General features: G+C 61.7%; 23 protein-coding genes. 15 read left to right on the top strand and 8 right to left on the bottom strand.

Annotated elements, in window-relative coordinates:
* Nucleotides 1-147: 147 nt before the first annotated feature.
* Together AB7951_RS06755 and AB7951_RS06760 are read left to right on the top strand one after the other, a co-directional pair.
* Complete coding sequence (locus tag AB7951_RS06755; RefSeq protein WP_120291400.1) at nt 148-783, top strand: DUF2147 domain-containing protein; 636 nt, start codon at nt 148-150, stop codon at nt 781-783.
* A 266-nt stretch (nt 784-1049) separates the two neighbouring features.
* Nucleotides 1050-1619 carry a DUF4865 family protein gene (locus AB7951_RS06760; RefSeq protein ID WP_120291398.1) on the top strand — a complete coding sequence of 190 codons (570 nt, stop codon included), beginning with the start codon at nt 1050-1052 and terminating at the stop codon, nt 1617-1619.
* Here AB7951_RS06760 and AB7951_RS06765 read toward each other — a convergent pair.
* Nucleotides 1616-2473 (bottom strand): LysR family transcriptional regulator, encoded by an 858-nt coding sequence (locus AB7951_RS06765; RefSeq protein WP_068735591.1) that lies wholly within the window; start codon nt 2471-2473, stop codon nt 1616-1618. The two genes, AB7951_RS06760 and AB7951_RS06765, sit on opposite strands and share 4 nt — an antisense overlap.
* A gap of 158 nt (nt 2474-2631) precedes the next feature.
* Between AB7951_RS06765 and AB7951_RS06770 the strand changes: the two genes are divergently transcribed.
* Nucleotides 2632-4176 (top strand): MFS transporter, encoded by a 1545-nt coding sequence (locus AB7951_RS06770; RefSeq protein ID WP_120291396.1) that lies wholly within the window; start codon nt 2632-2634, stop codon nt 4174-4176.
* 53 nt (nt 4177-4229) lie between these two features.
* Here the strand turns inward: AB7951_RS06770 and AB7951_RS06775 are convergent, their stop codons facing one another.
* The gene (locus AB7951_RS06775) at nt 4230-6188 is read right to left on the bottom strand and encodes a hypothetical protein (protein ID WP_441255717.1); all 1959 of its coding nucleotides are present in this window, start codon (nt 6186-6188) and stop codon (nt 4230-4232) included.
* Between the two features lie 80 nt (nt 6189-6268).
* Nucleotides 6269-7345 carry a lysylphosphatidylglycerol synthase transmembrane domain-containing protein gene (locus tag AB7951_RS06780; protein WP_120291394.1) on the bottom strand — a complete coding sequence of 359 codons (1077 nt, stop codon included), beginning with the start codon at nt 7343-7345 and terminating at the stop codon, nt 6269-6271.
* A gap of 402 nt (nt 7346-7747) precedes the next feature.
* Between AB7951_RS06780 and AB7951_RS06785 the strand changes: the two genes are divergently transcribed.
* Nucleotides 7748-8254 (top strand): YciE/YciF ferroxidase family protein, encoded by a 507-nt coding sequence (locus AB7951_RS06785; RefSeq protein ID WP_068735594.1) that lies wholly within the window; start codon nt 7748-7750, stop codon nt 8252-8254.
* Between the two features lie 74 nt (nt 8255-8328).
* Here AB7951_RS06785 and AB7951_RS06790 read toward each other — a convergent pair whose 3' ends face one another.
* Nucleotides 8329-8763 (bottom strand): hypothetical protein, encoded by a 435-nt coding sequence (locus tag AB7951_RS06790; RefSeq protein WP_089265199.1) that lies wholly within the window; start codon nt 8761-8763, stop codon nt 8329-8331.
* Between the two features lie 100 nt (nt 8764-8863).
* Between AB7951_RS06790 and AB7951_RS06795 the strand changes: the two genes are divergently transcribed.
* Complete coding sequence (locus tag AB7951_RS06795; RefSeq protein WP_120291392.1) at nt 8864-9448, top strand: hypothetical protein; 585 nt, start codon at nt 8864-8866, stop codon at nt 9446-9448.
* Here the strand turns inward: AB7951_RS06795 and AB7951_RS06800 are convergent, their stop codons facing one another.
* Together AB7951_RS06800 and AB7951_RS06805 are read right to left on the bottom strand one after the other, a co-directional pair.
* Nucleotides 9449-9874 carry a universal stress protein gene (locus tag AB7951_RS06800; protein ID WP_093757305.1) on the bottom strand — a complete coding sequence of 142 codons (426 nt, stop codon included), beginning with the start codon at nt 9872-9874 and terminating at the stop codon, nt 9449-9451.
* A 58-nt stretch (nt 9875-9932) separates the two neighbouring features.
* Nucleotides 9933-10469 (bottom strand): SixA phosphatase family protein, encoded by a 537-nt coding sequence (locus tag AB7951_RS06805; RefSeq protein WP_120291390.1) that lies wholly within the window; start codon nt 10467-10469, stop codon nt 9933-9935.
* 135 nt (nt 10470-10604) lie between these two features.
* Here AB7951_RS06805 and AB7951_RS06810 point away from each other — a divergent pair, with 135 nt between their 5' ends.
* From AB7951_RS06810 to AB7951_RS06855, 10 genes are all read left to right on the top strand, one after another.
* Nucleotides 10605-11978: an NAD(P)/FAD-dependent oxidoreductase gene (locus AB7951_RS06810; RefSeq protein ID WP_120291388.1), complete on the top strand. Its 1374-nt coding sequence runs from the start codon at nt 10605-10607 to the stop codon at nt 11976-11978.
* A 126-nt stretch (nt 11979-12104) separates the two neighbouring features.
* A complete protein-coding gene (msrB, locus tag AB7951_RS06815) occupies nt 12105-12611 on the top strand; it encodes a peptide-methionine (R)-S-oxide reductase MsrB (RefSeq protein ID WP_120291386.1) in 507 nt (168 codons plus the stop codon).
* Nucleotides 12612-12828: 217 nt separating this feature from the next.
* Nucleotides 12829-14685, top strand: coding sequence for a flagellar hook-basal body complex protein (locus tag AB7951_RS06820; protein ID WP_120291384.1), 1857 nt, complete (start codon nt 12829-12831; stop codon nt 14683-14685).
* Between the two features lie 58 nt (nt 14686-14743).
* Nucleotides 14744-16645: a flagellar hook-associated protein FlgK gene (flgK, locus tag AB7951_RS06825; RefSeq protein ID WP_120291382.1), complete on the top strand. Its 1902-nt coding sequence runs from the start codon at nt 14744-14746 to the stop codon at nt 16643-16645.
* 7 nt (nt 16646-16652) lie between these two features.
* Complete coding sequence (locus AB7951_RS06830; protein WP_439066829.1) at nt 16653-18275, top strand: flagellar biosynthesis protein FlgL; 1623 nt, start codon at nt 16653-16655, stop codon at nt 18273-18275.
* Nucleotides 18276-18557: 282 nt separating this feature from the next.
* Nucleotides 18558-20147 carry a flagellin N-terminal helical domain-containing protein gene (locus tag AB7951_RS06835; RefSeq protein WP_175366564.1) on the top strand — a complete coding sequence of 530 codons (1590 nt, stop codon included), beginning with the start codon at nt 18558-18560 and terminating at the stop codon, nt 20145-20147.
* 374 nt (nt 20148-20521) lie between these two features.
* Nucleotides 20522-22120: a flagellin N-terminal helical domain-containing protein gene (locus AB7951_RS06840; protein ID WP_175366563.1), complete on the top strand. Its 1599-nt coding sequence runs from the start codon at nt 20522-20524 to the stop codon at nt 22118-22120.
* 255 nt (nt 22121-22375) lie between these two features.
* Nucleotides 22376-22753 carry a flagellar biosynthesis repressor FlbT gene (flbT, locus tag AB7951_RS06845; protein ID WP_089265190.1) on the top strand — a complete coding sequence of 126 codons (378 nt, stop codon included), beginning with the start codon at nt 22376-22378 and terminating at the stop codon, nt 22751-22753.
* A 3-nt stretch (nt 22754-22756) separates the two neighbouring features.
* Nucleotides 22757-23122: a flagellar biosynthesis regulator FlaF gene (flaF, locus tag AB7951_RS06850; protein ID WP_068735623.1), complete on the top strand. Its 366-nt coding sequence runs from the start codon at nt 22757-22759 to the stop codon at nt 23120-23122.
* A 93-nt stretch (nt 23123-23215) separates the two neighbouring features.
* Nucleotides 23216-23575, top strand: a complete 360-nt coding sequence (locus AB7951_RS06855; protein WP_175366562.1) for a hypothetical protein — start codon at nt 23216-23218, stop codon at nt 23573-23575.
* Nucleotides 23576-23583: 8 nt separating this feature from the next.
* Here AB7951_RS06855 and AB7951_RS06860 read toward each other — a convergent pair whose 3' ends face one another.
* The gene (locus AB7951_RS06860) at nt 23584-23970 is read right to left on the bottom strand and encodes a hypothetical protein (protein ID WP_175366561.1); all 387 of its coding nucleotides are present in this window, start codon (nt 23968-23970) and stop codon (nt 23584-23586) included.
* Nucleotides 23971-24134: 164 nt separating this feature from the next.
* Entirely contained in the window at nt 24135-24629 is a 495-nt protein-coding gene (locus AB7951_RS06865; RefSeq protein WP_439061806.1) for a hypothetical protein, read from the bottom strand.
* Between the last annotated feature and the right edge of the window lie 6 nt (nt 24630-24635).

Raw genomic sequence — 24635 nt, forward strand, 5'->3', positions numbered from 1 at the left:
ATCGGACATCCGGCGCGCGATCGGCAATCTTGCAAAAGCCATCAACCGCAGTCACTCTCTCGTCGCGGAAGATTGATAGTCTATGCAATCGGATCGAGTGCGGATACTCGGCGGATGCCTGGACGACGAACTGCACTGGGGAAGGCGATGGCACAACTTCGATCCCGACGTCTGGCGCTCACAGTCGCTTCAGGTCTGGCCGCATGCGCGATGTTCGCCGGCCCTCTCCACGCCGCTGAGCCGACTGCTGCCGGGCTTTGGCAGAAGGTCGAGAATAACAAGCCTGTCGTCTGGGTTCTGGTGGTTGACCATGGCGGCGGCGTATTCGAAGGCGCGATCGCCAAGACGTTTCCGAGCCCCGATGACAAGCCGGGCGACGACTTCTGCGGCAAGTGCGTCGATGACCGGAAGGGCCAGCCAGTGCTAGGCATCTCCTTCATCCGCAACATGCAGCAGCAGGGACTGAAATACGAGAACGGCAACATTCTCGATCCGCGCGACGGCAAGGTCTACAAGGCCAAGATGAGCGTCAGTGCCGATGGTCGGGCGCTCACCGTGCGTGGCTATTGGGGCATCGCGCTGCTCGGCAAGGACGAGACCTGGTACCGTCTGCCCGACACTGAAATGGCTTCGCTCGATCCAACCGTGATCGCGAAATATGTGCCGACCCTCGCGGCAGCAGCCGTGAAGCCGCCAACCGTCGGTAATGCCGCCGCGAAGGCCCCCGTCGCGCCGATGAAGAAGGCCAGCAATGTGACCCCGGGTAGCAACGTCGCGCGCTGATCGCCGCCAACTTGATTGTGGCTCCCCACGAGCGAAGACTGTCCAACACCCTGCATTCTGGAAGCCGACGCCATGGCGCGTCGGCCATTTCGTTGCCAATTCAATCGTGGCGCGCCAGCTTCCAACGTTGCTTGTCGGCTCTCTCCGGACGTCATTCATTTGAATACCGGATCATAGAAATATGATTCCACGTCTGTTCTTCGCGGCCCGTCGATCGATATCGTGCATCGATTCAATGACAATGGCTGCTGAAGGAGCCCATCACGATGATCGTTGCGCATTACGAGCATCGCTTGCCCGCCGACTATGATCTCGGCTTGATCCGCTCACGCGCACAGGAGCGTGGGCCGCTCTGGGATGCAAAGCCGGAGCTTTATTTCAAGGGATTTCTCTTGCGAGAGAGCGGGCGCTTCGGGGCAACGACGTCTAGCTATTCCTCGCTTTATCTGTGGCGGCACGACGAGGCGTTTCGCGATTTTCTCGTGAACGGCGGTTACAAAATCGTCGTCGATATGTTCGGTCGGGCGCGGATCGAAACACGCGTTGCCCTCGATGCCCGGAAGGGGGCTGGACGGGAGGCGCGCTTTGCTTATCGGCAGGACGTCGCCATTCCGCCCGATGCCGATCTCGCAGCGGCAATGACAGGCGAGATCGAGCGCAACGCGGATCTCCCGGCGCGCGCCGGAATCGTTGCGGCCGTCATCGGATTGGATGCCGAGAAGTGGGTCTTCACCCGCGTTCTTCTGTCAGAAAATGAACAGACCGATGCTGGCGCTTGCTACCAGATTCTGCATCTGGCGCAGCCGCTGCTGGATCGCCTTCCATACGCTACCTAGCTCGTATGCGCGCGGTGTTCGCGGAACGCAGCCGCGAGGGTTCGCAGCGCTTGGCGAGACTGCATATCCGACAGTGTCGAGAGAAGTACGATTTCCGATGACGCCAGCGGTGGCAGGCCAAACTTCTGGCTGACTTCGATGGTGCCGGCCGGTGCAAGCCGGCAGGAGAAGACCGCGGTGGCAAGGCCCGCCGAGACAGCGTCCGACACGACTGAAGAGCCGCCACCGAGAAACACCTCCGTCCATGCGATGCCAGCCGCGTCCAGCGCATGAATGGCAACGTCGTGCACGCCACATACTGGCGTTAGCGCCGCCAGTCGCAATGCCTCGCCCGGCCGGTGCACAAAGCCTGGTGCTGCGAACCAGCCGAAATGCTCGGGCGCAAGCACTTCGCCGTCGCGTCGGTCATCCTCACGCCGGACGATGGCCGCATCGATTTCGCCGCGGTCGAATGCGTCCAGCAAATTGCGTGAATTATCGAGGCGAACCTCGATCGTGAGCGTGGGGTCATGGGCATTCAGGCGAGCCAGCAGCGTCGGAACCTCCGGCCCGGCCACATGGGCCGCAATGCCGAGTGCGAAACGGCGACGGGTCGCAGACAAAGCTGCGACAGCGCGATCATGCGCGGCCAGGAAGTCGCGGGCTGAATCGACGAATAGCGCGCCTTGCGCCGAGAGGCGCACCATTCGCGGGGTTCGTTCGATCAATTTATGGCCGAGGCGGTCTTCCAGCCGCTTCAGCTTCACGCTGATCGCGCCCTGGGTAGTGCCGAGCGCTTCCGCCGCGCGGGTGAAGCTCTGAAGATTGGCGATGGTCACGAATGCCTGCACGGCATCCACGTCCAGGGCACTCATTTGAATTATCCAGATTTGTTGTCTCTGAAATATTCAATCATCCAATTCTGAAATGGTCAACCTCTGCCTATGTTGCGTTCATCACAACGCAGACCGGGTGGACCTCGTCCTCTGTCGTCGGGCTTCACTGTGGCGCGTTATTATCCCGAAAGGCTCCCATGCTCTCCGAATCGACACGACAAAGCACATTGGCTTTGGCGGCTGCCTGTCTCACCTCCCTGATGTTCGGTCTGGAGATTTCCAGCATTCCCGCGGTCCTGCCGACACTGGAGCGGGTGCTTCATGCCGATTTCAAACAGCTCCAATGGGTCATGAATGCGTATACGATCGCGGTGACGACGGTGCTGATGGCAACCGGCACGCTCGCGGATCGCTATGGGCGCAAGTGCGTCTATCTGATTGCGATCGTCGCGTTTGCCGCTGCATCGCTGCTTTGCGGCCTGACCGAAAATATACTGGTGCTGATCGTTGCCAGATTTCTCCAGGGCATGAGCGGCGGGGCGATGCTGATCTGCCAGGTCGCGGTGCTATCCCATCAATTTCCGGAAGGGCGGCAACGCGCCGTTGCATTCGGCTGGTGGGGGATCATCTTTGGCATCGGTCTGGGCTTCGGCCCGATCATCGGCGGCGCAATCGTGGCTTTGTCGAGCTGGGAATGGGCCTTCCTCATCCATGTCCCGCTTGCCGTGATCGCCCTGATCCTTGCCGGGAGCGGAGTTCGCGAGTCGCGCGATCCGGAGGCCAGCAGCCTTGATCTTGCAGGGATCATCACGCTCTCGCTTGCAGTCTTCTGCCTCGCATTCTTCATTACGCAAGGCCCGGATATCGGCTTCGACAGCTGGACGGCGTTTGCGGTCGTCGGCGTGTTCGCTGCAAGCCTGATCGGCTTTGTCTTCGCCGAGCGTCTCAGCCCGAGGCCGATGTTCGACTTCACCGTCTTCCGGATCCGTAATTTTTCCGGCGCGCTGGTCGGCTCGATGGCCATGAACTTCAGCTTCTGGCCGTTCATGATCTATCTGCCGATCTATTTCCAGGCAGGGTTGGGTTATAGCAGCGTCGGCGCCGGACTGTCGCTTCTGGCCTATACGTTGCCGACGCTGGTCGTGCCGCCGGTGGCCGAACGGCTCGTGCTACGTTTCCATCCGGGTCTGGTCATCCCGCTCGGCCTGTTCACGATCGGAGCGGGGTTCTTCGCCATGAAGATCGGCGGCTCGGTCGCGCATGCGAGCTGGCTGACGATGCTGCCGGGATGCGTCCTTGCCGGCATCGGATTGGGGCTGACCAATACGCCCGTGACCAACACGACGACCGGATCAGTGCCGCAGGAACGCGCGGGCATGGCGTCAGGCATCGATATGAGCGCCCGCATGATTGCGCTTGCCATTAATATCGCGCTCATGGGCCTCATTCTCGTCGAGGGAGTTCGTGCGTCTTTGAAGGCCGCGCTACCAAGCGGTACCAGTGTCGAGCTCTTACGCTCGCTGGCAGAAAGCGTCGCCGCCGGCACGGCGCTCGCGTCCGAATACAATCCCGGCGGAGCCGTCATTCAAGACGCCCTGACCCAAGGGTTCGGCTGGGTCATGCTCTATGGCGGAATGAGCGTGTGGATTCTCGCGGGCATCAGCTTTGTTGTCTTCGGCCATGGACTGCCGAGACGCGCGCCACATGGTCAAAGCTGTGTCGAAGGCGACGGTCGGGCGTAGTCCGGACCGCTTCGCTTCTGCCGGGACCGCGATGGATAGCTGAGCTGATCGTCCTATCGCGCGGCCGGCTGCAGCACCATCGGTGCCAGCGGCTCCTGCGTGACATCAGCTTCCGCGCTCAGCCGCAATACGCTCGCCGCTGCCGGCACGACGGCATCGGCCATTGCTGCATGACCTTCGCCGGTGGGATGAATCGCACCGCCATAAACGGCCGAGAGAATGCCCCAGGTCGCATCGTGGATATCGGCCGGCTGGATCGCCGCCGAATAGCCCTGCGGATAGGTCATCGCCGCGAAGTAGCTGTCATTGGCGTCGCGGATCCAGCGGCCACGCGGCAAATAGGGGCGGAATTCGCTGGCGCCGCGACCGCACACCATCGGCTGGGCTGCGGCTTCGACGAGACTGCTCTCGAAGCTGTCGCCTTTGGGCGAGAAGCAGGCGCGATCGAATTCGGGATCGGATGCGGAGCGTGCGCAGAAGCCGTGATTAGCGAAACTCGCCTGATGCTGATCGACGAAGGTCATGCGGTCGGCTTCGGGATTGCGGCACAGTACGCCGCCCTGGCACAGCGCGATGGACTTCAGTTGCGGCAGGAATTCGGACTCGACGAAATTCGCGACATTGGCCAGCCGCTGCGGATCGGCTGAGAATGACGGATGCACGTCGAAGCCGGCCGGGCCGCCGGGGCAGGGTGCGCCATTGGCGAAAGTCGGGTTGGCGTAAGCGGCAAACACCACGCGCGACATGTCTCCGCCGAGCAGCGGCTTCAGGGCTTCGCGCACCTTGCCGAAGCTGGAGGGAAGTTCGCGGACCAGCGCGCTACGGGAGTTCTCGACCGAGCCTAGGATGCCGCCGCGCTTGAACAGCGCGCGTTCGGTGGCGTTCTCGACGATGACGTCGGCAACGAGCCCGGAGAAGTTGATGTCGTTGGCGCCGATCGACAGCAGCACGAGATCGAGCCGGCGTGCCGGCTGACGGCGCTTGGCGGCAGTGATGGCTTCGCGCAGTTCGGCGATCTGCGCGTTGACGCTGCCCGCACAGGTGCTCGCATTCTTCGTGGTGAGGCACTCACGCGCGCGCTGTCCACCCAGCAATCCGTCGGCGATGGTCGCGCCCGAACAGGCCAGCGGCAGATAGGTGACGGCGATGTGCGGATACTGCACGGCGAGCGCCAGCGCGGCGCGTGTCTGGTAGCTATAAAGCGAGCGGTGGCACGCGGCATTGAACCACTGCGCGCCCGCGCGCTGCCAGGCCTGCAGCGATTCATAGGAGTCGCAGGAGCGGCCGCCTTTGAAGCCGGCGCGGCTCGGCCGATAGAACTGCCCGCTGGGGCCGCCGAGATAAGAGCGGAAGCAGAAGCCGTCATCGGACAGCGCGACCGGACGATCCGGATTGCCTTCGCCCGACGCAATGGAATCGCCGAGGCCCGCAATCAGGATGTCGCGCACGGCGATGTCGGCGCTGACCCGCACAGGAGCCTCGGCGCCGCTGGTGACCTCCACAGTCGCGACCGTGCGGCGACCATAGATGGCGCGGAAATTGATCGGCTCGGCGCAATCGAGAGTGGATTGACGCGGGCCTTCGCCATCCTCGAAGGTCCAGGCGCAGATCGCACCGACTGGCACTTCGCCGGTAAGGCGGACGGTGATCGGATGTTCGGTCGGTGTCAGGTAGCTTTCCTTGACGGTGTCGCGGGTGCAGGGCTCGCTGACCTTTCCGGCCAGATCGATGCACAGCCGGTTGACGGTGTTGCGCGCCCAGCCGCGGCCATCGCTCTGCACGCCCAAAGCCTGTTCGGCACCCAGCACGCTGCGGTTCCGCATGGCGTCGACATGGAGCTGGAAGTCACGTTCTTCGCGGAACAGTCGAAAGCGGTTGCGCACTTCCCAGGAAATCTGGATCGAACTGTTGGCCACGCCCTGCGCGGCGGCCGGTTCAACCGGCAGCGCGCCCAGCATGCCGAGCAGCAAGGCGAAGTTGATCAATGAACGTCTGAAATAGATGGGGGCCATGGCGGTGTTGAACGTCACGTATGGGGCGGAAGTAAGAAATCGATGGGCCGGACGCGCGATGTGGCGCGCCCGGGACTGATTCAACCCTGTGACTGACGCTTCAATGGCTGCTCATGCACCACGACCGGGGCGGGCTCCGTCTCACGACGTTCATTGCGGTCATCCAGGCGGCGCCTGTGCCATGGCTGGATGACACTGAGCCAGATTTCGCGGGTGCCCATGATGCAGATCGAGATAGCGAACGGGATCATGAAATACAGGATCCGGAACATGACCACGGTGGCGACCAGCTCCTCCTGGCGGAACTGCGGTAGCGCCACCAGCAAAGCGGCGTCGAATACGCCAAGGCTGCCCGGGGCATGGCTGGCGAAGCCCAGCAGGGTGGCGAGGATGAACACCACAGCCAGCGAGACGAAATCGATATAGGGCTGATCTGGCATCAGCAGATACATGGCCAGCGCGCAGAAGCCGAGATCGACAACGCCGATGGCGATCTGCAGCAGCGTCAACTGGGCGGAAGGCAGGACGACCTTCCAGCCGTTCTGACCGAGTTCGCGGCGTTGCTTGCCGACCGACAGCCAGACCAGATAGCCGATGATGCCGGCCAGACAGCCGAACCCGATCAGCCGATTGATGGCATTGGGAAGGAGATCGATGGCCGAGGCGGCCTGCGGATGCCAGACCATGCCGATGCCCAGCACGAACAGATTGCCGAGCCAGAAGGTCAGTCCGGAGATGAAGCAGATCTTGGCGACGTCAATGGCATTCAATCCGTAGTCCGAATAGATGCGGAAGCGGATGGCGCCGCCAGTGAACACGGTGGCCCCGATATTGTGGCCGATGGTGTAGCTGGTGAAGCCCGAGAGTGCCGCGATCCGATACGGCACATGCTTCTTGCCGATCGTTCTGAGCGCGAAGTAATCGTAGAAGGTGAGGGTGCAGAAGGCGCCGATCACGCACAGCGTCGCCATGGCGATTTGCATCGTCGATTTTGCGGCCATCGCCGCCAGGATCTTGGCGGTATCGAGGCCCTTCAGCGTATGCACCAGATGAGAGATGGCGAGGGCGATGACGATCAGGCTTGCGACAACACCCAGCCGTTTCCAGCCGACGTGTTGCTTGAAGCCGCGCCCGAGCGCGGTCAGCAATCGTTGCATTCGTCCTCCCGGCGGAGCGCGAACAGGTGGAAAGCCGATCGGGGTAACAGGCGGCAAGCGGCGACCAATTCACTCATACGCGAAGTTCACTCATCAAGCCCAAACCCTTACGGCAAAAACGTTTCGTTGTGCAGTCCTTGACAGCGCCAGCGTTAATGCCGCGCCGCAAGGTCGCCACATACCCGCGCCGGCTGCAAAGCCCTGACCCTGCACGACAATCGCACAGACAATTCCGAGCCATTCGTCCCGCATTTCATATAGGCGGGCAAGTCGAATGTTCCATGCGGCAAATCAAGACGGTCCCGGAACACGTCCCAATATCGATGGTTACCGGCCTATCGCAACCGAGCGGGACAATGCGCCGCAGCGGCCACCCCGTTCCAGAACACCGGGATTGAAACGATGGGACTGTTCACCAAGGACATCAAGACGATGGATGACCTGTTTGTGCACCAGCTGCAGGACATTTATTACGCGGAGAAGCAGCTTCTGAAGGCGCTGCCGAAAATGGCTGACAAGGCTGCAGAACCACTGTTGAAGCAGGCTTTCAAGACGCATTTGCAAGAAACCGAAGTGCATGTGCAGCGGCTTGAGCAGGTCTTCGCCATGCACGGCGCCGAGGTGAAGGCGGTTACCTGCCCGGCAATCGACGGTATCATCAAGGAAGCCGACGAGACCGCCGGGGAAGTCGAGGACAAGAAGGTACTCGACGCCGCGCTGATCAATGCGGCTCAGGCCGCCGAGCACTACGAGATCGCGCGTTACGGCAGCCTGATCGCGTGGGCGCGCCAGCTTGGCCGCAACGATTGCGCGGCCGTGCTGCAGAAGACGCTCGATGAGGAAAAGACCACCGACAAGAAGCTGACGTCATTGGCCGAAGGCAAGGTCAATATGCGCGCCGCAAGCTGATCGCGGTACCAGCGATCACACGGCACAGAACAATCGCGCGGGCGAAAGCCTGCGCGATTTTTTTTGGGCTTCGCCTATGCCTTTCGCAGCGCAAAATGGGCGCCGCAGAACGCCATGACGCCGCCGAGGCCGAGGGCGGCAAGACTGGCCAGAACACCCGATGCCGTCGGTATAGCGTTGGGCGCCGAGGCCGCCTGACCGGCGCCGGCCAGAAACAGCACGCCAATGGTGATCAGAAACTGCCGCATGCGCTGCGGGATGCGACCGGATGCTGCGCTGTGCAGCAGGTTAGCGGTCACATAGCCGCCGACAAAGGCCATCGCCGCTATCAGCCACCAGGCGAAGGCGGATCCGATCGGCATGAAATTGTCGGGATCGTTGCGCCAGAGGCCACCGAGGTCGAGGCCGAATCGCTGGCCGAGCATGTGTACGGCCAGCGCCAGCAGCAATCCTGAAATCATCGCACCGGCCAGAATCAGGCGGCGGGGAAAAGTGGTCGTCTCGGCCATGGCAAGCTTGTAAGGGACATGCAGGCGATCGCGCAAGCAAGCGAGATCGAACAGTGCAGGGGACTTCTGTTTGCTCGAGACCCTCTTCAGGCGCAGGGACATGTCGTCTGCCGCAGAAGCGGCAGGGCCGGGGCATACCTATGCCTACAAGGCGTCCCTGATTGGTGCCGCGCATCGCTATGAATTGACCGATGAAGGTTTGTTATGGCGCACAGGTCGTCGCTCCGGTGTCTGGGCCTATGCGGATATCGCGGCGATCCGGTTGTCCTATCGGCCGATGGGTATGCAGCACCGCCGCTTTCGCGCCGATATCGATCATGCTGACGGTCGTCACATCACGATCTTCTCGACGTCGAAACAAACCGTCGCGCTGATGGAGCCGCAGTCGGGCTTCAGCGCGTTTATCCTGGAGCTGCATCGCCGCCTCGCTGTGGCAGGTAGTCTGGCCAGGCTCAGCTCCGGCCTGCGACCAGGCATCTACACAATGATTGTCGCGGCACTGGCCTTTGTCGGTCTCGCAATGACCGCGCTGCTCCTGCGTGCACTGTTCACCGGGGAGTTTGCCGGCGTGGTCTTTATCATTGGCTTCGCAATATTCTTCGGCTGGCAGATCAGCGGTTTCATCCGCCGCAACAAACCGCGCAACTACACATTCAGCAGTGTGCCGGCCGACCTGTTGCCGTAGTCACGGCCGCACGACGAGTACCGAACATTTCGCATAGCGCACCACATGGCCGGCATTGGAGCCGAGAAAGTAAGTGCGCATCGCCGGGCGGTGCGAGGTCATCACAATGAGATCGGCCTTGATCGCCGAGGCTTCTTCGAGAATCTCGTGATAGATGCCGCCCTGTCGCACCACGCTGGAGACGCGGCTGCTGTCGATGCCGCAATCGCGTGCCACCGCAGCAAGAGCGGCCTGCGACGATTCTAGTTGCTGAGTATCGAAATCCGCCGGGACATATTCGGCCAGCATCACCGGGGTCATCGGCATTATGTTGAGCAGCCGGACGGTGGCACCGAAGGTTTGCGACAGCGTCGCGGCCTGGGCAATCGCGGGTTTGGCCACATCGGTTTCGGCCAGATCGATCGGGACCAGAATGGATTTGTACATGCGCACCTCCATCGTCGTCCGGAGAAGGATAGCACAAACCGGTTCCGATGGGCGCGGCTTATTCGCCCGCGGCGCCCTTCAGCAGTTTCGGACTGACGAATTGCACGAGTTTTCCATCGCGGAAGGCAACGTCGTTCCAGTCCTCGATGGGAAAGTCGATCACCACGATGCTGCCGGTCGGCAGATTGTCGGCGACGGCTTTCCTGCCTGCGGCATCGCCGCTGCCAATCAGGCTGAGCGCCATTTCATGCAGGCCGGGATTGTGGCCGACCAGCATCAGCTGCTCTGGATCCTCCACGGCTGCGCCGCGGATCACCGCCAGCAATTCGGAGAGGCCGGCGCCATAGAGTTCATCGAGGCTGGCGACTATCGGTTTCGCCGCCGGCATCGCCGCGGCCAGGAGGCTCCAGGTCTGCTGCGCGCGTACCGCCGTGGAGACGCAGACCAGATCGGGCAGGGGCGGATTTCTGCTGAGCCAGGCGCCCATGAGAGCCGCATCCAGCCGGCCGCGGTCATCCAGCCTGCGATCGAAATCCTTGCCGCTCGGCGCGTCCGTTTCAGTCTTGGCGTGACGCAGCAGCAGTAAACGGCGCATGGCGCGATCTCGATTCGGCAAGAGGTAGTAGCGAGGCGGGCGGCGCGGTCGCGCCAGACGTCAGGTCTGCGGATTAATGGACATGAACCGTGAGGACAAGGTGACAAGCGCCCCACCTGTCCGTAAGAAAACGTTATGACCGCCCCTTCCGCAAGCGTGACATTTGGACCTGAGGTCGCTGACGCCGACCGCGCGCGGCTGACCTTCAGCCTCGATGTCGATGTCTGCGTGGTCGGGGCCGGGCTCGCCGGGCTCAGCATCGCGCTCGAAGCGGCGCGTCTGGGTGCAAGCGTCGCGGTGCTCGAAGGGCGCTATGTCGGCTGGAACGCGTCCGGCAACCAGCTGGGAACCGTGATGCCGGGCTTTGGCCTGCCGCTCGCCGATCTGATTGCGCGTGTTGGCCTGGAGGACGCTCGTGAGTTGTGGGCGCTGTCGAAGCAGGGCGCAGAGTATGTCCGGACCCAGGCATCAGACGACCTGATCCCCGGTCTCGGCCTGTCCGAGGGGGCGCTGGAAGTCTCCAATGTTGATGTCGGCGATCACCTGATCGCACGCCTGCAGATGCTCGGCGAAGATTTCGATACTGAAGTGGACGGCTGGCAGATCGACCGCGTCCGCGATGTGCTGAAAACCAAACGCTACTTTCACGGCGTGCACTATCCGAAGGCGTTCCAGATCGATGGCCGCAAATATCTGCTGGGTCTCGCAGCACTGGCAAAACAGGCCGGTGTGCGGATTTTCGAGGACACGCCGGTGGTCAGCATCGATGCCGGCGGCATCCGCAAGCGTATCGTAACGCCGTCAGCGCGAATGCGTGCCACACACATCGTGCTGGCCGGCAATATCCATCTCGGTGCGCCTGCCCAAAAGCTGTCGGACACGCTGTTGCCGGTGTGGCGCTATGCAGGCATCACCGAGCCGCTCGGCGAGCGGCTCGCCGAAGCGGTGACATTTCAGGGCTCGGTGAGTGATAGCGACGGCGTCGACCATTTCCGTATTGTCGATGGCGATCGGCTGATGTGGTCGAGCCCGGAAACGACATGGGCCGGGCAGCCGGAGCGCTATGCCGGCGCCATCGCGCGCCGCATCCGCACCGTGTTTCCGGCGCTGGGCAAGGTTGCCATGGCCGAGACCTTCGGCGGCGCGCTCGGCCAGACTGTGCACGGCATGCCGCAGATCGGGCAACTGCGTCAGGGATTGTGGGTCGCCAGTGGCTTCAGCCATCGGGGCCTGAACACGACGGCCATGGCCGGGCAACTGATCGCCCGTGGCATGTATGCCTATGACGATCGCTTCAAGCTATTCGCGCCGTTCGAACTGGTCTGGGCTGGTGGCACGACCGGGCGGGCCGTCGGTTACGTGGTCGGGCTATGGGAGCGGCAGGGCTCGGCGCTGGCCGGCACGCTGGCGCGGTACCGCGAACGGGCCGGGGCACGGGAGCGAATCCGCGAGGCGCGGCTGGCCGAGGCCAATCTGCGCGCGGGAACGCGAGGCCCGCGGCCGGGTTAGGCGATCCGCTCGGTTCCCGCGCAACAAAACGTGAGTAATATTTCGGAACCGGCGTGTAACTTCCGGCTCGTCCGCCCGTATTTCAAGCGAACGAGATGATTGTCTCGATTGTCAGGGAGACCAACCATGATCGACCGCCGCTTTCTGTTGACGACCGCTGCTGGCCTGGGAGGATTGCTGTCGCTGAAATGGCTGACGGCTTCGCCGGCGCGGGCTGCCTCGGACGAGAAGTTCGAAGTCATGAAGACCGATGAGGAATGGCGCAAGCAACTGACGCCGCAGCAATACGAGATCCTGCGCAAGGAAGGCACCGAGCGGCCGTATTCGAGCCCGCTGAACAAGGAAAAGCGCAAGGGCACCTTCGCCTGCGCCGGCTGCGACAATCCGCTGTTCTCGTCGGAGACCAAGTTCGAGAGCGGCACCGGCTGGCCGAGCTTCTGGCAGCCACTGCAGAATGCCGTGGGCGAGCGCAAGGATTCGACGCTCGGCATGGTCCGCACCGAGATCCATTGCCGTCGCTGCGGTGGCCATCTTGGTCACGTCTTCGATGACGGCCCGAAGCCGACCGGCCTGCGCTACTGCATGGACGGCTTCGCGATGATCTTCAAACCGGCCGCGCCGTCGGCGACCTGAGCAACTACGCAGAACCCGGCGAAATCAGGCGCCGATCCGGCAATTATTTCCCTGCTAGGCAATTGTGCCCCGGTCCATGGATCGGGGTTCTTTGTTTAGTGCATTGAATTCGTTGAATTTATCCCCTTGGCACGGGGCTTGCGACATCTCCTCCGACAGCGGCTGTGAATTTGGCACCATCCGGCGGGCCGCCCGGATCGAAGTTGGAGACGATGTAATGGGTATCTTCGGCGCTCTCACCACGTCCGTTGCGGGCCTGCGGGCGAACTCCTATGCGCTGGAAAACATTTCCGGCAACATCGCGAACTCGCAAACCACCGCCTTCAAGCGGATCGATACCAGCTTCCTCGACCTCATTCCCGATGCCGGCACATCCGCACAGGTGGCCGGCAGCGTGACGGCGCAATCGCGCAGCACCAACACCATCGCGGGTTCGGTGCAGTCGTCTTCGGTTGCGACTTACATGGCCATTAACGGCGACGGCTTCTTTGCGGTGCAGAAGCCAGGCAACGTCTCCGACTCCACGCCGATCTTTGACGGCGTCAACAAATACACCCGTCGCGGCGACTTCTCGCTCGACAAGAACGGCTATCTCGTCAACGGCGCCGGCTACTATCTGCAGGGCGTCAAGATCGATCCCTCGACCGGCAACCCGGCCGGCAGCACGCCGGAAGTGCTGCGCTTCCAGAATGACTTCCTGCCGTCGCAGGCCACCACCAAGATCGACTACCGCGCCAACCTCGCCAGCTATCCGTTGACCACCAAGCATCAGACGTCGGTGCCTGGTTCCGAATTGCTGCGATCGGCCGACTTCGTGTCGAACCCGCGCGTGCTGGGCACTGCGGCAACGCCTTTCGGGAATACGGCTGTTCCCGGCAACGCGCGCAACAATTTCGCGACGACGCCGGCGCCGATCTCTGCGAATACCAAACTCGCGCCCGTATCCGGCAGCGATACGCTGCCGGTCGGCTTTGCCAACGGCGATACGCTCGTGCTGAAGACCACCAGTGCCGGTGTCACCACGACCAAGACGCTTTCGTTCTACACGGGCGCCGTTGCTCCTGCAGCCGTGCCAGGCACGACCTTTATCCCTATCGACACGGCCGATGTCGGCGACGTGCTCACCGCCATTGACACCGCGACCGGCAATGCGTCGCCGCTATCGAGCGTGTCCGCCACCGGCGTGATCACGTTGAACTCCGGTACGGCGAACGACTTTACGCTGGCGGCAGGTTCGACGACCACGGCGGTCGCCGCATTCCAGGCCCTGGGTTTCACCGGCACCGTTACCGGCCTTCGTTCGGGCGGCGGCACGGCGGGCACCGGCGTCGTGATCGGCAGTGACTCCCAGACCTTCCTGGATGAATCGATCAGCGGTGGCGCCAAGACGGTCTATGACGGCAACGGTGCACCGGTCAGCCTGCAATTCAGGTGGGCGAAGGTCGAGTCCGCCACGCAGGGCGGAACGGATACCTGGAACCTGTTCTACCAGACCGATCCAGCGGCCACGGGTGCAAGCCCTGCCTGGCAGAATGTCGGCACCGACTTCAAGTTCGGCCCGAACGGCCAGATGCAGCCCGTTGTCGGCCAGATCACGCTGACCGGCCTGACCGTCAGCGGCAAGAGCCTTGGCAATGTCACCATGGCGTTCGGCACGGGCGGTCTCACGCAATTCGCCGACACCAACGGCAACGTCCAGGTCAATCAGCTCGAGCAGGACGGCTACGCTGCGGGTCAGCTCCAGAGCGTATCGGTCAGCAATGAAGGACGCGTGGTCGGCAGCTACTCCAACGGCCGCAACATCGATCTTGCCGAAGTCAGCATTGCCACCTTCAACGGTGCCAACTTCCTCAAGCGCATCGATGGCGGCGCGTTCGAGACGACCAACGAATCCGGCGAGGCGCTGTACGGCAAGGGTGGCAGCATTTCCGGCTCGTCGCTGGAATCGTCGAACACCGACATCGCCGATGAATTCACCAAGCTCATCGTCACCCAGCAGGCCTATTCGGCCAATACCAAGGTGATCACGACCACCAACACCATGGTTCAGGATCTGCTGAACGTGATGCGTTAATCGCAAGGCCGCATCTGCGGCCTTCTTCCCGCGTGAACCTTGAGAGCGACAGTTAGTTATGAGTCTGAACGACGCACTCTCCATCGCCATGTCCGGCCTGCGCGCCAATCAGGCCGCGATGTCGCTGGTCTCCTCGAATGTGGCCAATGCGGAAACGCCTGGCTACATTCGCAAGTCGACGGATCAGGTCGCAGTCAATTCCGGCAACGGCAGCAGCGTCCGCACCGTCGGCGTCAATCGCGAACTCGATCAGTATATCCAGGCGCAGCTCCGCACCGAAACGTCGGGCGCGGGCTATGCCTCGCTCCGTTCGAGCTTCCTGCAGCAGATGCAGAGCCTCTATGGCGATCCTGGTTCAGTCGGCTCGCTCGAATATTCCTTCAATGCCCTGACGACAGCAGTGCAGGCGCTGTCAACGAGCGCGGACAGTCAGTCGGCGCGGATCGGCGTGCTCAACGCCGCGCAAACACTCGCGCAACAATTGAATTCGATGACGCAGGGCATTCAGAGCCTGCGCAGCGCGGCGGAAAGCGGCATCAAGGATTCCGTGACGACCGCCAACACTCTGATGAAGCAGATTGCCAAGATCAACAATCAGTTGACGGCCAATCCGCAAGGCGGAACATCGACGGATTCCAACACCGCCGCGCTGCTCGATCAGCGCGATCAATACGTCACGCAGCTGTCGCAGCTGATGGATATCCGCGTCACCACCAATGGTGCCAATCAGGTCACCATCTTCACCGGTTCCGGTGTGCAGCTGGTGGGCAACGAAGCGGCGACTCTGGCGTTCAATGCCCAGGGTACGGTATCGGCTGGCACGACGTGGAGCGCGGATCCCAGCAAGAGCAATCTCGGCTCGGTGGTGATCGAGTTTCCGAACGGCGGATCGATCGACCTGACTGCTGCCGGTGCTATCAAGTCGGGCACGATCGCCGCATATACCGAACTTCGCGACAAGACGCTTGTCGAGGCGCAGAACCAGCTTGATCAGTTCGCAGCATCGATCTCGAGCGCGCTCTCGGACAAGACGACGGCGGGAAGCGTGTTCCCGGCACCGACGGTGCCGCCGACGACGCTGCCGCCGGGAACGCCGACCGGCTTCACGCTCGACGTATCGCAAATGAAGCCGGGCAATGTTATTCACTTCACGTATACGGATACGGCGACCAACACGCAGCGCGAAATTTCGTTCATGCGGGTCGATGATCCCAGCGTGCTGCCGCTGCCGAACACGGCAACAACCAATCCGAATGATACCGTCATCGGCCTCGATTTTTCTTCGGGCTTCGGCTCGGTTCTGAATCAGTTGAACGCGGCGCTTGGCGGCCAGGCTACGTTCTCCGGCACGGCTGGCGCGCTCACCGTCGTCAACAATCCCGCATTCGCCAACATCAATGCGGCGTCGGTGACGGTTACGCAAGGTCCCACTGATCTAAGCAACGGCAGCCCGGAGCTGGCGTTGTTCACTGACAACGGCGCCGCCTATAGCGGTGGCATCAGCAAGAACGGTTCGCAGATGGCCGGTCTCGCCGGCCGGCTGACGATCAACAATGCGATCGTCGCCGACCCCTCCAAGCTGGTGGTCTATAGCGGATCGACGGCAGCAGGCGACACGACGCGGTCGGCCCTCCTGCTCAACCAGTTGAACAATGCCAGTTTCACTTATTCGCCGGCGACGGGAACGGGCAGTGATACGGCACCGTTCAAGGGGACGCTGTCGAGCTATATGCGCCAGTTCGTCGGGCAACAGGGCGCTGCGGCGGATTCCGCCAAGCAACTCGCGGATGGCCAGAACGTCGTTCTCAATACACTCGACAAGAAGATGGCAGACGCGTCCGGCGTGAATATGGATGACGAGATGGCGCATCTGCTGTCGTTGCAGAACGCCTATTCGGCCAATGCGCGCGTGATGTCGACGGTCAACGAATTGTACAAAACCCTGATGCAGGCATTCTGAGGTAATCATGACGATCAGCGGTGTCGGCTCACGCACATCCTATATCGGATCCGGAATTACCAGTCTGCGCGATCAGCTCGATACGCTGACGCAGCAGCTGTCGAGCGGCAAGATTTCCAACACCTATGCAGGGCAGGGCAGCGGTCGCAGTCTCGCGATCGCGCTGCGCGCGCAGATCAGCAATGTTGCGGCCTATGCCGATACTGCCGTCAATCTGAACACGCGCATCGGCGTGGCAAATCTGTCGCTGCAGCGGCTGGTGGCCATCGGGTCGGATGTGAAAGGCGCCGCGGTCAGCGCTGGCGGCAATTTCGACAATACCGGTCAGACGCCAGGGCAGAAGACGGCTTCGCTCGGCTTCTTCGATTCCGTCGATATGCTGAATGCGCGGTCGGGCGACCGCTACCTGTTCTCCGGCCGCGCCACCGATACGGCGCCCGTTGCTCCCGCCGACCAGATCATGAACGGCAATGGTGCGCTCGTCGCCGGCCTCAAGCAGGTGATCGCCGAGCGCAAGACGGCCGATCTCGGCGTCAACGCAAACGGGCGCGTTGGCAGCGCAGTCGGAACCCCTGTGACCTCGGTGGTGATTTCCGAAGAGGATGCGACGCCGGCCCCGCCGGCTGCAGCGCAGCCGTTCGGCATGAAGGTCACGGGTGTGTCCACCACGATTGCCGGTGCGACGGTTACCCAGCCGGTCGATCTGCCCGCGACCGTTCCGCCGACGCCGCCGGCAACGCCCGTGCAGAAATCGATGTCGATCGATCTCGGGGCGACCAACCCGAATGTCGGCGATCAGGTGAAGTTCACTTTCACGATGCCGGATGGCACGAAGGAAGACATCGTCCTGACGGCGTCGGACCAGACGCCGCTGCCGGCCAATTCGTTCCTGATCGATCCCGGTCAGCCGAACGCCGTTCCGCCGGTGGCGCCGTCATCGACGGTCACCGCAGCGAATCTCAATGCCGTGCTCGGCACGGCCATGAAGGATCTCGCCAACGGGCCGATGGTGGCGGCGTCCGCGATCGAGGCCGGCGACAATTTCTTCGACCAGCCGCCGCTGCGCGTCGGCTCGACGCCGCTCGGCTCTGCGACCACGCTCGTTGCCGGCACGGCCGACAATACCGTGATCTGGTATCAGGGCGAGCAGAACACGGCCGCCAACGGCTCGGCCCGCGGATCGGCAGTCTCCCAGGTCGATACATCGATCAAGGTGCAATATGGCGCGCGTGCCGACGAGCAGGCCCTGCGCGCGCAACTGCAGACCGTCGCGGTGTTCGCGGCCGTGGCCGTCGATCCGGCACAACTCAGCAATGCGACCTATGCAAAGAGCGCCAATGCGCAGATCGCGGCGCTGAACCAGCGCGTGGCGCAAAACCTGGCGAATATCCCCGGTCAGCAGACGATTCAGGACATCCAGGCCGACTTCGCCGGAGCGCAGGCGTCGATCAAGTCGACCACGGATCGTCAGGTTCAGACCAAGGCGATGGCCCAGACGATGCTCGACTCCATCGAGGGCATCAATGACGACGAGGTCGCGACCAAAATTCTGGCGCTGCAGACCGCTTTGCAGGCCTCGTATCAGACAACGTCAAATCTTTATCAGATGAGCTTGGTTAAGTTTCTTTAACGGGTTGCTTCGTGTTTACAACTTCGCCGGGTTTTGGCCACCTCGCCAAAGTCCGGGAGGCCAACCTCCCAGCTACACAAAAAGCACTGATAACAAATGACAAAGCCCGACTTTCACGAGTTGGGCTTTGTCATTTTCAGGGCGGGTATAGGTAATTAAATACACGCATAAGGAGCATCGAATCCGCGCAGTTCCCTTTACGCAATTTTAGAACCTCAGCGTCATCTTCCCGATACCGACCAAGAAGGTCGTTCGTTGTGTCTACCAGGAAGGTAACCAAACATGTCCGGCATTACACTCTCGGCTTCCGTTCGTCAGAACCTGCTCTCGCTGCAGTCGACCGCGGATCTTCTCTCCACCACCCAGAACCGCCTCGCGACCGGCAACAAGGTCAACTCGGCGCTCGACAATCCCACCAACTTCTTCACCGCGCAGGGCCTGAACAACCGCGCTGGCGACATCAACAACCTGCTCGATGGTATCGGCAACGGCGTGCAGATCCTGCAGGCTGCCAATACCGGCATCACCTCGCTGCAGAAGCTCGTTGACTCCGCCAAGTCGATTGCCAACCAGGCGCTGCAGGCGACCTCGGGCTATTCGACCAAGTCCCAGGCTACTGCGACGATTACCGGCGCGACCGCTGACAATCTGCTCGGCACGCCCGACGTGGCAGCAACGCTCACCGGTTCAGCTGCTGGTACGCTCGCTACCGGCGGGGCTCTTACTGGTGCGACCGGCGGTAGCTTCGTTGCTGGCGACTCTTTCAGTGTTAATGGAACGACCATCAAGGTTGTGGCGCTCGGCACCACCGTCAATGCCAACACGACCGATACCGATGGCTCGATCCTTCTGAACACCACTGCAACCGCTCCTGCTACCTCGACCGATATGACCGATGCCATCAAGACGGCACTCGGTGGCGGCTCTGCAGCCGCTTCCATCACCGCCAGCAAGGTTACACTCACTGGCGCCAACGGCACGGACAGCATCGTTCTGGGCGGTAGTGCCTCTGTTCTGGCCAAGCTGGGTCTCACCGCTGGAACGACGGCGGCGACGAGCTCCCACGTTGGCGAAACCCTGAAGATCGGTGCTCTCGATGGCAGCGCTGCTCAGACGATCACTTTCGGCACCGGCGCAGGACAGGTCAAGACGCTCGACGACCTGAACAAGAAGCTGGCTGACAGCAACCTGCAGGCATCGATCGACGACAAGACCGGCAAGCTGACCATCACCACGACCAACGACGAGGCCTCGTTCGACTTCACGAAGGGTACGAGCATCTTCTCCGGTACGGCTGCTGCTTCTGGCAAGCTGTTCGGCGCCGCTCTGTCGCTGAGCGGTCCGGTTGCCGACGTCAACGCGCAGAACACCCGTGCTGGCCTGGTTGCCCAGTACAACACGGTGATCGATCAGATCAAGACGACTGCGGCTGACGCATCCTTCAACGGCGTCAACCTGCTCAACGGCGACACGCTGGCTCTCACCTTCAACGAGACCGGCAAGTCCAAGCTGAGCATCACGGGCGTGACCTTCGATCCGTCGGGCCTCGGCCTGGCGTCGCTGACCAAGGGCACTGACTTCCTCGACAATGCTGCCACCAACAAGCTGCTGACCGGTTTGAACAACGCCAGCTCCAAGCTTCGTTCGCAGGCTTCGGCCTTCGGTTCGAACCTGTCGGTCGTGCAGATGCGTCAGGACTTCTCGAAGCAGATGATCAACGTGCTGCAGACCGGTGCGTCGAGCCTCACGCTCGCCGACACCAACGAGGAAGCCGCCAACAGCCAGGCGCTGTCGACCCGTCAGTCGATCGCCGTCTCCGCGCTGTCGCTGGCGAACCAGTCGCAGCAGGGCGTTCTCCAGCTGCTCCGCTAAACTTCAGCGGACTAGTCGAAACAGAAGGCGGCGGGGCAGAAAGCCCCGCCGTTTTTCGTTGTCCGATCGTCGCAAAGGCCCGGAAAGCTCAAGCTTTCCGGGCCTTTGCCGTTTTGGGACAGTTTTACGAAAGCCTTAATCCGCTGTTAACCATATCTTAAATGGTCGTCGGTCATATTCGGCCTGAGTAGGAAGAAGGTAGGCCGAGAATCGGCCGCGTTAATCCGGGCATTGCCGCAAGGCGGACCGAGATTCCTCTTCCAGAAGGGCGTCAAATTCAACCGACAGCATCGCGGCGAGACGGGTCTCGTCAGATGCACCATGCGCTTGCGCGACCTGAAGGTCGACTGCGCGGGGAACAGGAAGGTTTCCATATGTCAGGCATCGTTCTATCGGCTTCGGTTCGCCAGAACCTGCTGTCGTTGCAGTCGACCGCGGACCTCTTGTCCACGACGCAGAACCGTCTTGCGACCGGCAAGAAGGTCAACACCGCGCTCGACAACCCCACGAACTTCTTCACGGCAGCAGGGCTCGACAGCCGCGCCGGCGACATCAACAGCCTGCTCGATGGCATCGGCAACGGCGTGCAGGTGTTGCAGGCGGCCAACACCGGCATCACCTCGCTGCAGAAGCTGGTCGATACCGCGAAATCGATCGCCAACCAGGCGCTGCAGATTCCGGTCGGCTATAACGCCAAGTCGTCGTTCACGACGCCGATCAATCCCGGTGCGACCGCCGACAACCTGCTGGGTACATCCACGAAGACCGACAACACCTATGTCGGCACTGTCGCGAACAACAAGAATGCCGCTGCCATCACCGGCGCCACGCTGCTGTCGGGTCTTGCCGCCACCGACTCGATTGCTACCAGCTTCGCGGCGAACGACACCATCACCGTCAACGGTCAGAGCCTGACCTTCAGAGCTTCGGGCGCGTCGGGCGCCAACGAAATCAACATCACGGACACCGTCGCTACGCTGCTGGGCAAGATCGATGCGCTGTCGGGTGGTGCGGGCTCTGCAGTCAACGCGGCAGCGCCCATCGGCGCGATCACGCTGCACACGGGTGCGGCTTCCGATCTGTCGATCACGAGCTCGAACACCGCCGCACTCGCCGGGCTCGGCCTGGGTACGTCGGTGACCCAGGCGCGGACCTCAGGTCCGACCGCCCTGGGTGGTCCGCCGGCGCTGACGCTGACGATTGCGGCGACCAATCCGTCGAGCACCGCGACGAACATCACCTTCGGTACCGCGAGCGGCCAGGTCTCTACCCTGGCGCAGCTCAACGCCGCGCTGGCGCCGAACAACCTGCAAGCCGTCATCGATCCCGCCGGCTTCATGACCATCCAGACGTCCAACGATGCGGCCTCGTCGACCATCGGCGCCATTGGCGGCACAGCCGCGGCCGTCGGCAAGCTGTTCAATGGCCTGGTGCCGAGCACTCCGGTTCAGGACTTCGCGTCGCAGACCTCGCGCGCCAATCTCGTTGCGCAGTACAACAACATCATCGATCAGATCACGACCACGTCGCAGGATGCCTCGTTCAACGGCATCAACCTGCTCGGTGGCGATCAGCTCAAGCTGGTGTTCAACGAGACCGGCAAGTCGACGCTCAACATCGCCGGCACGACCCTGACGCCGGCAGGTCTGGGTCTCAGCAAGCTCGCCAAGGGCGCGGACTTCCTCGACAATACCTCGGCGAACAACACGCTGGCTGCGCTCAACATCTCCAGCTCGGTTCTCCGCGCGCAGGCCTCGGCGCTCGGCTCCAACCTGTCGATCGTGCAGATCCGTCAGGAGTTCGCCAAGAACCTGATCAACGTGCTGCAGACCGGTTCGTCCAACCTGACGCTGGCCGACACCAATGAGGAAGCCGCGAACAGCCAGGCACTGTCGACCCGGCAGTCGATCGCGGTGTCCGCGCTGGCGCTGGCCAACCAGTCGCAGCAGAGCGTGCTCAAGCTGCTCCAGTAAGTCTGGCGGTCGCACCAAGATTACCGAACGGCGGGAGAAATCCCGCCGTTTTTCGTTGGTCGGGGTAGTCAGCGGCGCGTCGCCCGGCATCCTGGCTTTCCCCAGACTGAAGACGCCGGTCGCTGAACGCTGGTATTATTCGAATCGCAGGCGTATTTTCAGGGTTCCTGGATAGTCATGCCCGCCCGAAATGTGGCACCAGATACCGTTGGCTTTGCATGTGGCCTCACGGCCGCTGCGGGGAAGGAGAGCTGAATGCCTTTGCGAGTCGAACTGAAGCCGGGTGAGCGAATCATCATCGGTCAGAGCGTGATCACCAATTCCGATACGCGCACGGCGTTCCTGATTGATGGCGATGCGCCGATCATGCGTGAAAAGGACATCCTCACGGCGGAGACTGCAACGACGCCGGTCAAACGCGTCTATCTCTGCGTACAGATGATGTATCTGGAAAACGATATCCCAGCCTATCAGGAGCTATATCTCGGTTTCATCAAGGAATTGATTGAAGCGGTTCCGAGTTTTCGTGAAACGATCGAGGACGTCAGTAAGCTTATTTTAAGCGGCGCGCTTTACAAAGCACTCAAGGAATTGCGTCCGCTAATCAAGCGGGAAGAAGAGTTTTTGAGGTAGCGAATGTCGATCGGTGCTCAAGCTTACGCGCGTACTGCGCAGACCACGGCGACACCGAGAGACATCGAAGCCCAGGCCCTTCTGAAAGCAGCGCGCAAGTTGCAGGACGTCGTGGAAAATTGGGACCATACCGATGCTGGTCTCGACGACGCTCTTCTGTTCAATCGCAAGCTCTGGTCCATCTTCGTCGGCGATGCCATGAATGATCAGAATCCGGAATCGATCGAGATCCGGCAGAATATCGCCAATATCGGCATTTTTGTTCTGACGCAGTGCACCGCGCTTCAGCAGGTCCGCCAGGTGGAACATCTGCAAGCGCTCATCGACATCAACCGCAATATTGCGGCGGGACTGTCCGGTCGCCCGTGAGCGTGTCGACACTGTAACTTTAGCTTAATGGTTGGCGCGGCCTAATGGCGCCTGATAGGCGCGGCGATTCGAAGCCGCGTGCGACGAGGCACGATGGCAGACGCACTCAGCATTCTTGCAACGGCTTACAAGACCACCACGCCGGTCACGGCAGGCAAGTATGTGGCGGTGGATGCCGACGCCTACAAAGGCAGTTGGCAGGGCACCTACGCTAATGGAAAGAAGTTCGAGGTCGCGATTTCGCAGGTCGAAGGCTTCCGCGCGCAGGTGAAGTATCAGAGCGAGGGGACCGTGAAGTATCAGCAGGTCCTGATCAAGGATAACTCGTTTCGCGTGGGCGACACCAAGTTCCAGATGACGGCCAACAACAAGGCGACGATCAAGAACGTCGTGACCGACGCCGCTACCGGTGGCACCTATCTCGATACGGCCTTTGCAACGCGCGACGTCTGATCAGCGCATTAGATCCTGCGATCCGTCTCCATACGTCGATTCTGCAGCTTTGCGTCCTGGTTGAGCGTGTCCATGGCGCGCAGATAGGCGCGGGAGCGCAGTCGCGATTCCTCGGGATACTGATCGATCACCTGATTGGACTTCTTGTCCACAGATACGAAGACGATCTCGCCTGCGCCCTTGTCGATGATGACTTCCTTGGAGATGCGTTCGCTGTCCATCTGCTGGTAGTTCGCCGCAGAAATGTTCGGCTGCAGTACACGGGGCGCTGCTGACACGGTCTTGTCCGGGGGGAGTTGCGTAGGCACGGCTTCGCGCACCGCTTCTGGTGCGGGTCTGATGACCGGTGTGGCAACCGGTGCCCCCACCGGTTTGATATTGAAGTCGGCACCCATGGCAGCCCTCCTGGCTCCATTCGATAAATCCCGACCCGTTCCCAACCGACATTATGCACCGAACGGCTGAATCCGGTGCTTACTTGCGCGCTGCAATTTAAGTTAAAAGATAGCAATGCCGCGGCGCATCAAACGCGCCCACGGTCGCATGACCAATTATACGATCAAAGTGACCGGCTGACGACAATGGGCGTCATGTTGACCCGGCCCGGCTGAGCCTGCCGACCGGCCGCCGTATAGGTCTGCGGAATATTACGCTTCTGAACCTCGGCATTGACGCCGCGGACGATACCTTCCGATACTGCATGCGCGGTGGCGAGCACGGTCAGATTGACCTGCAGCATCGCGCGGAACACGTCATGGTGTTTGCGCAAGGCCGAGAGCAGGTCGGGCGTCGTCTGCGCGAGATATGTCTGGCTGATCTTGAGCAGCGAGATCATCGCAATGTAACGACGCGAAATGTCCGCCTTCGGAGCTTCGAGCTTGATGGCCTCGCGGATATGGCCGTTGCGGACCAGCGCCGTCTCCTGTTCGATGATGGCGAGGAGCTCGTTCATCACCTTCATGAGTTCGTCGGCGAGCTGGCGGGCTTCCATCAGCGTGGCGACCGAACGCGGTGCGGCGATCGGGGCGGCTTGCTGGCGTTGCGCATTGTTCATGGCGGT

It is taken from the genome of Tardiphaga sp. 285_C5_N1_2 (genome assembly GCF_052076065.1).
Lineage (GTDB): Bacteria > Pseudomonadota > Alphaproteobacteria > Rhizobiales > Xanthobacteraceae > Tardiphaga > Tardiphaga robiniae.

Coding starts and splice junctions, on each gene's coding strand:
- AB7951_RS06835 (WP_175366564.1), top strand. CDS start 18,558: ATGTCCGGCATTACACTCTCGGCTTCCGTTCGTCAGAACCTGCTCTCG.
- AB7951_RS06840 (WP_175366563.1), top strand. CDS start 20,522: ATGTCAGGCATCGTTCTATCGGCTTCGGTTCGCCAGAACCTGCTGTCG.
- AB7951_RS06775 (WP_441255717.1), bottom strand. CDS start 6,188: ATGGCCCCCATCTATTTCAGACGTTCATTGATCAACTTCGCCTTGCTG.
- flbT (WP_089265190.1), top strand. CDS start 22,376: ATGCCTTTGCGAGTCGAACTGAAGCCGGGTGAGCGAATCATCATCGGT.
- AB7951_RS06785 (WP_068735594.1), top strand. CDS start 7,748: ATGGGACTGTTCACCAAGGACATCAAGACGATGGATGACCTGTTTGTG.
- AB7951_RS06760 (WP_120291398.1), top strand. CDS start 1,050: ATGATCGTTGCGCATTACGAGCATCGCTTGCCCGCCGACTATGATCTC.
- AB7951_RS06800 (WP_093757305.1), bottom strand. CDS start 9,874: ATGTACAAATCCATTCTGGTCCCGATCGATCTGGCCGAAACCGATGTG.
- AB7951_RS06770 (WP_120291396.1), top strand. CDS start 2,632: ATGCTCTCCGAATCGACACGACAAAGCACATTGGCTTTGGCGGCTGCC.
- AB7951_RS06810 (WP_120291388.1), top strand. CDS start 10,605: ATGACCGCCCCTTCCGCAAGCGTGACATTTGGACCTGAGGTCGCTGAC.
- AB7951_RS06780 (WP_120291394.1), bottom strand. CDS start 7,345: ATGCAACGATTGCTGACCGCGCTCGGGCGCGGCTTCAAGCAACACGTC.
- flaF (WP_068735623.1), top strand. CDS start 22,757: ATGTCGATCGGTGCTCAAGCTTACGCGCGTACTGCGCAGACCACGGCG.
- AB7951_RS06865 (WP_439061806.1), bottom strand. CDS start 24,629: ATGAACAATGCGCAACGCCAGCAAGCCGCCCCGATCGCCGCACCGCGT.
- msrB (WP_120291386.1), top strand. CDS start 12,105: ATGATCGACCGCCGCTTTCTGTTGACGACCGCTGCTGGCCTGGGAGGA.
- AB7951_RS06860 (WP_175366561.1), bottom strand. CDS start 23,970: ATGGGTGCCGACTTCAATATCAAACCGGTGGGGGCACCGGTTGCCACA.
- AB7951_RS06805 (WP_120291390.1), bottom strand. CDS start 10,469: ATGCGCCGTTTACTGCTGCTGCGTCACGCCAAGACTGAAACGGACGCG.
- AB7951_RS06795 (WP_120291392.1), top strand. CDS start 8,864: ATGTCGTCTGCCGCAGAAGCGGCAGGGCCGGGGCATACCTATGCCTAC.
- AB7951_RS06755 (WP_120291400.1), top strand. CDS start 148: ATGGCACAACTTCGATCCCGACGTCTGGCGCTCACAGTCGCTTCAGGT.
- AB7951_RS06790 (WP_089265199.1), bottom strand. CDS start 8,763: ATGGCCGAGACGACCACTTTTCCCCGCCGCCTGATTCTGGCCGGTGCG.
- AB7951_RS06765 (WP_068735591.1), bottom strand. CDS start 2,473: ATGAGTGCCCTGGACGTGGATGCCGTGCAGGCATTCGTGACCATCGCC.
- AB7951_RS06820 (WP_120291384.1), top strand. CDS start 12,829: ATGGGTATCTTCGGCGCTCTCACCACGTCCGTTGCGGGCCTGCGGGCG.
- AB7951_RS06855 (WP_175366562.1), top strand. CDS start 23,216: ATGGCAGACGCACTCAGCATTCTTGCAACGGCTTACAAGACCACCACG.
- flgK (WP_120291382.1), top strand. CDS start 14,744: ATGAGTCTGAACGACGCACTCTCCATCGCCATGTCCGGCCTGCGCGCC.
- AB7951_RS06830 (WP_439066829.1), top strand. CDS start 16,653: ATGACGATCAGCGGTGTCGGCTCACGCACATCCTATATCGGATCCGGA.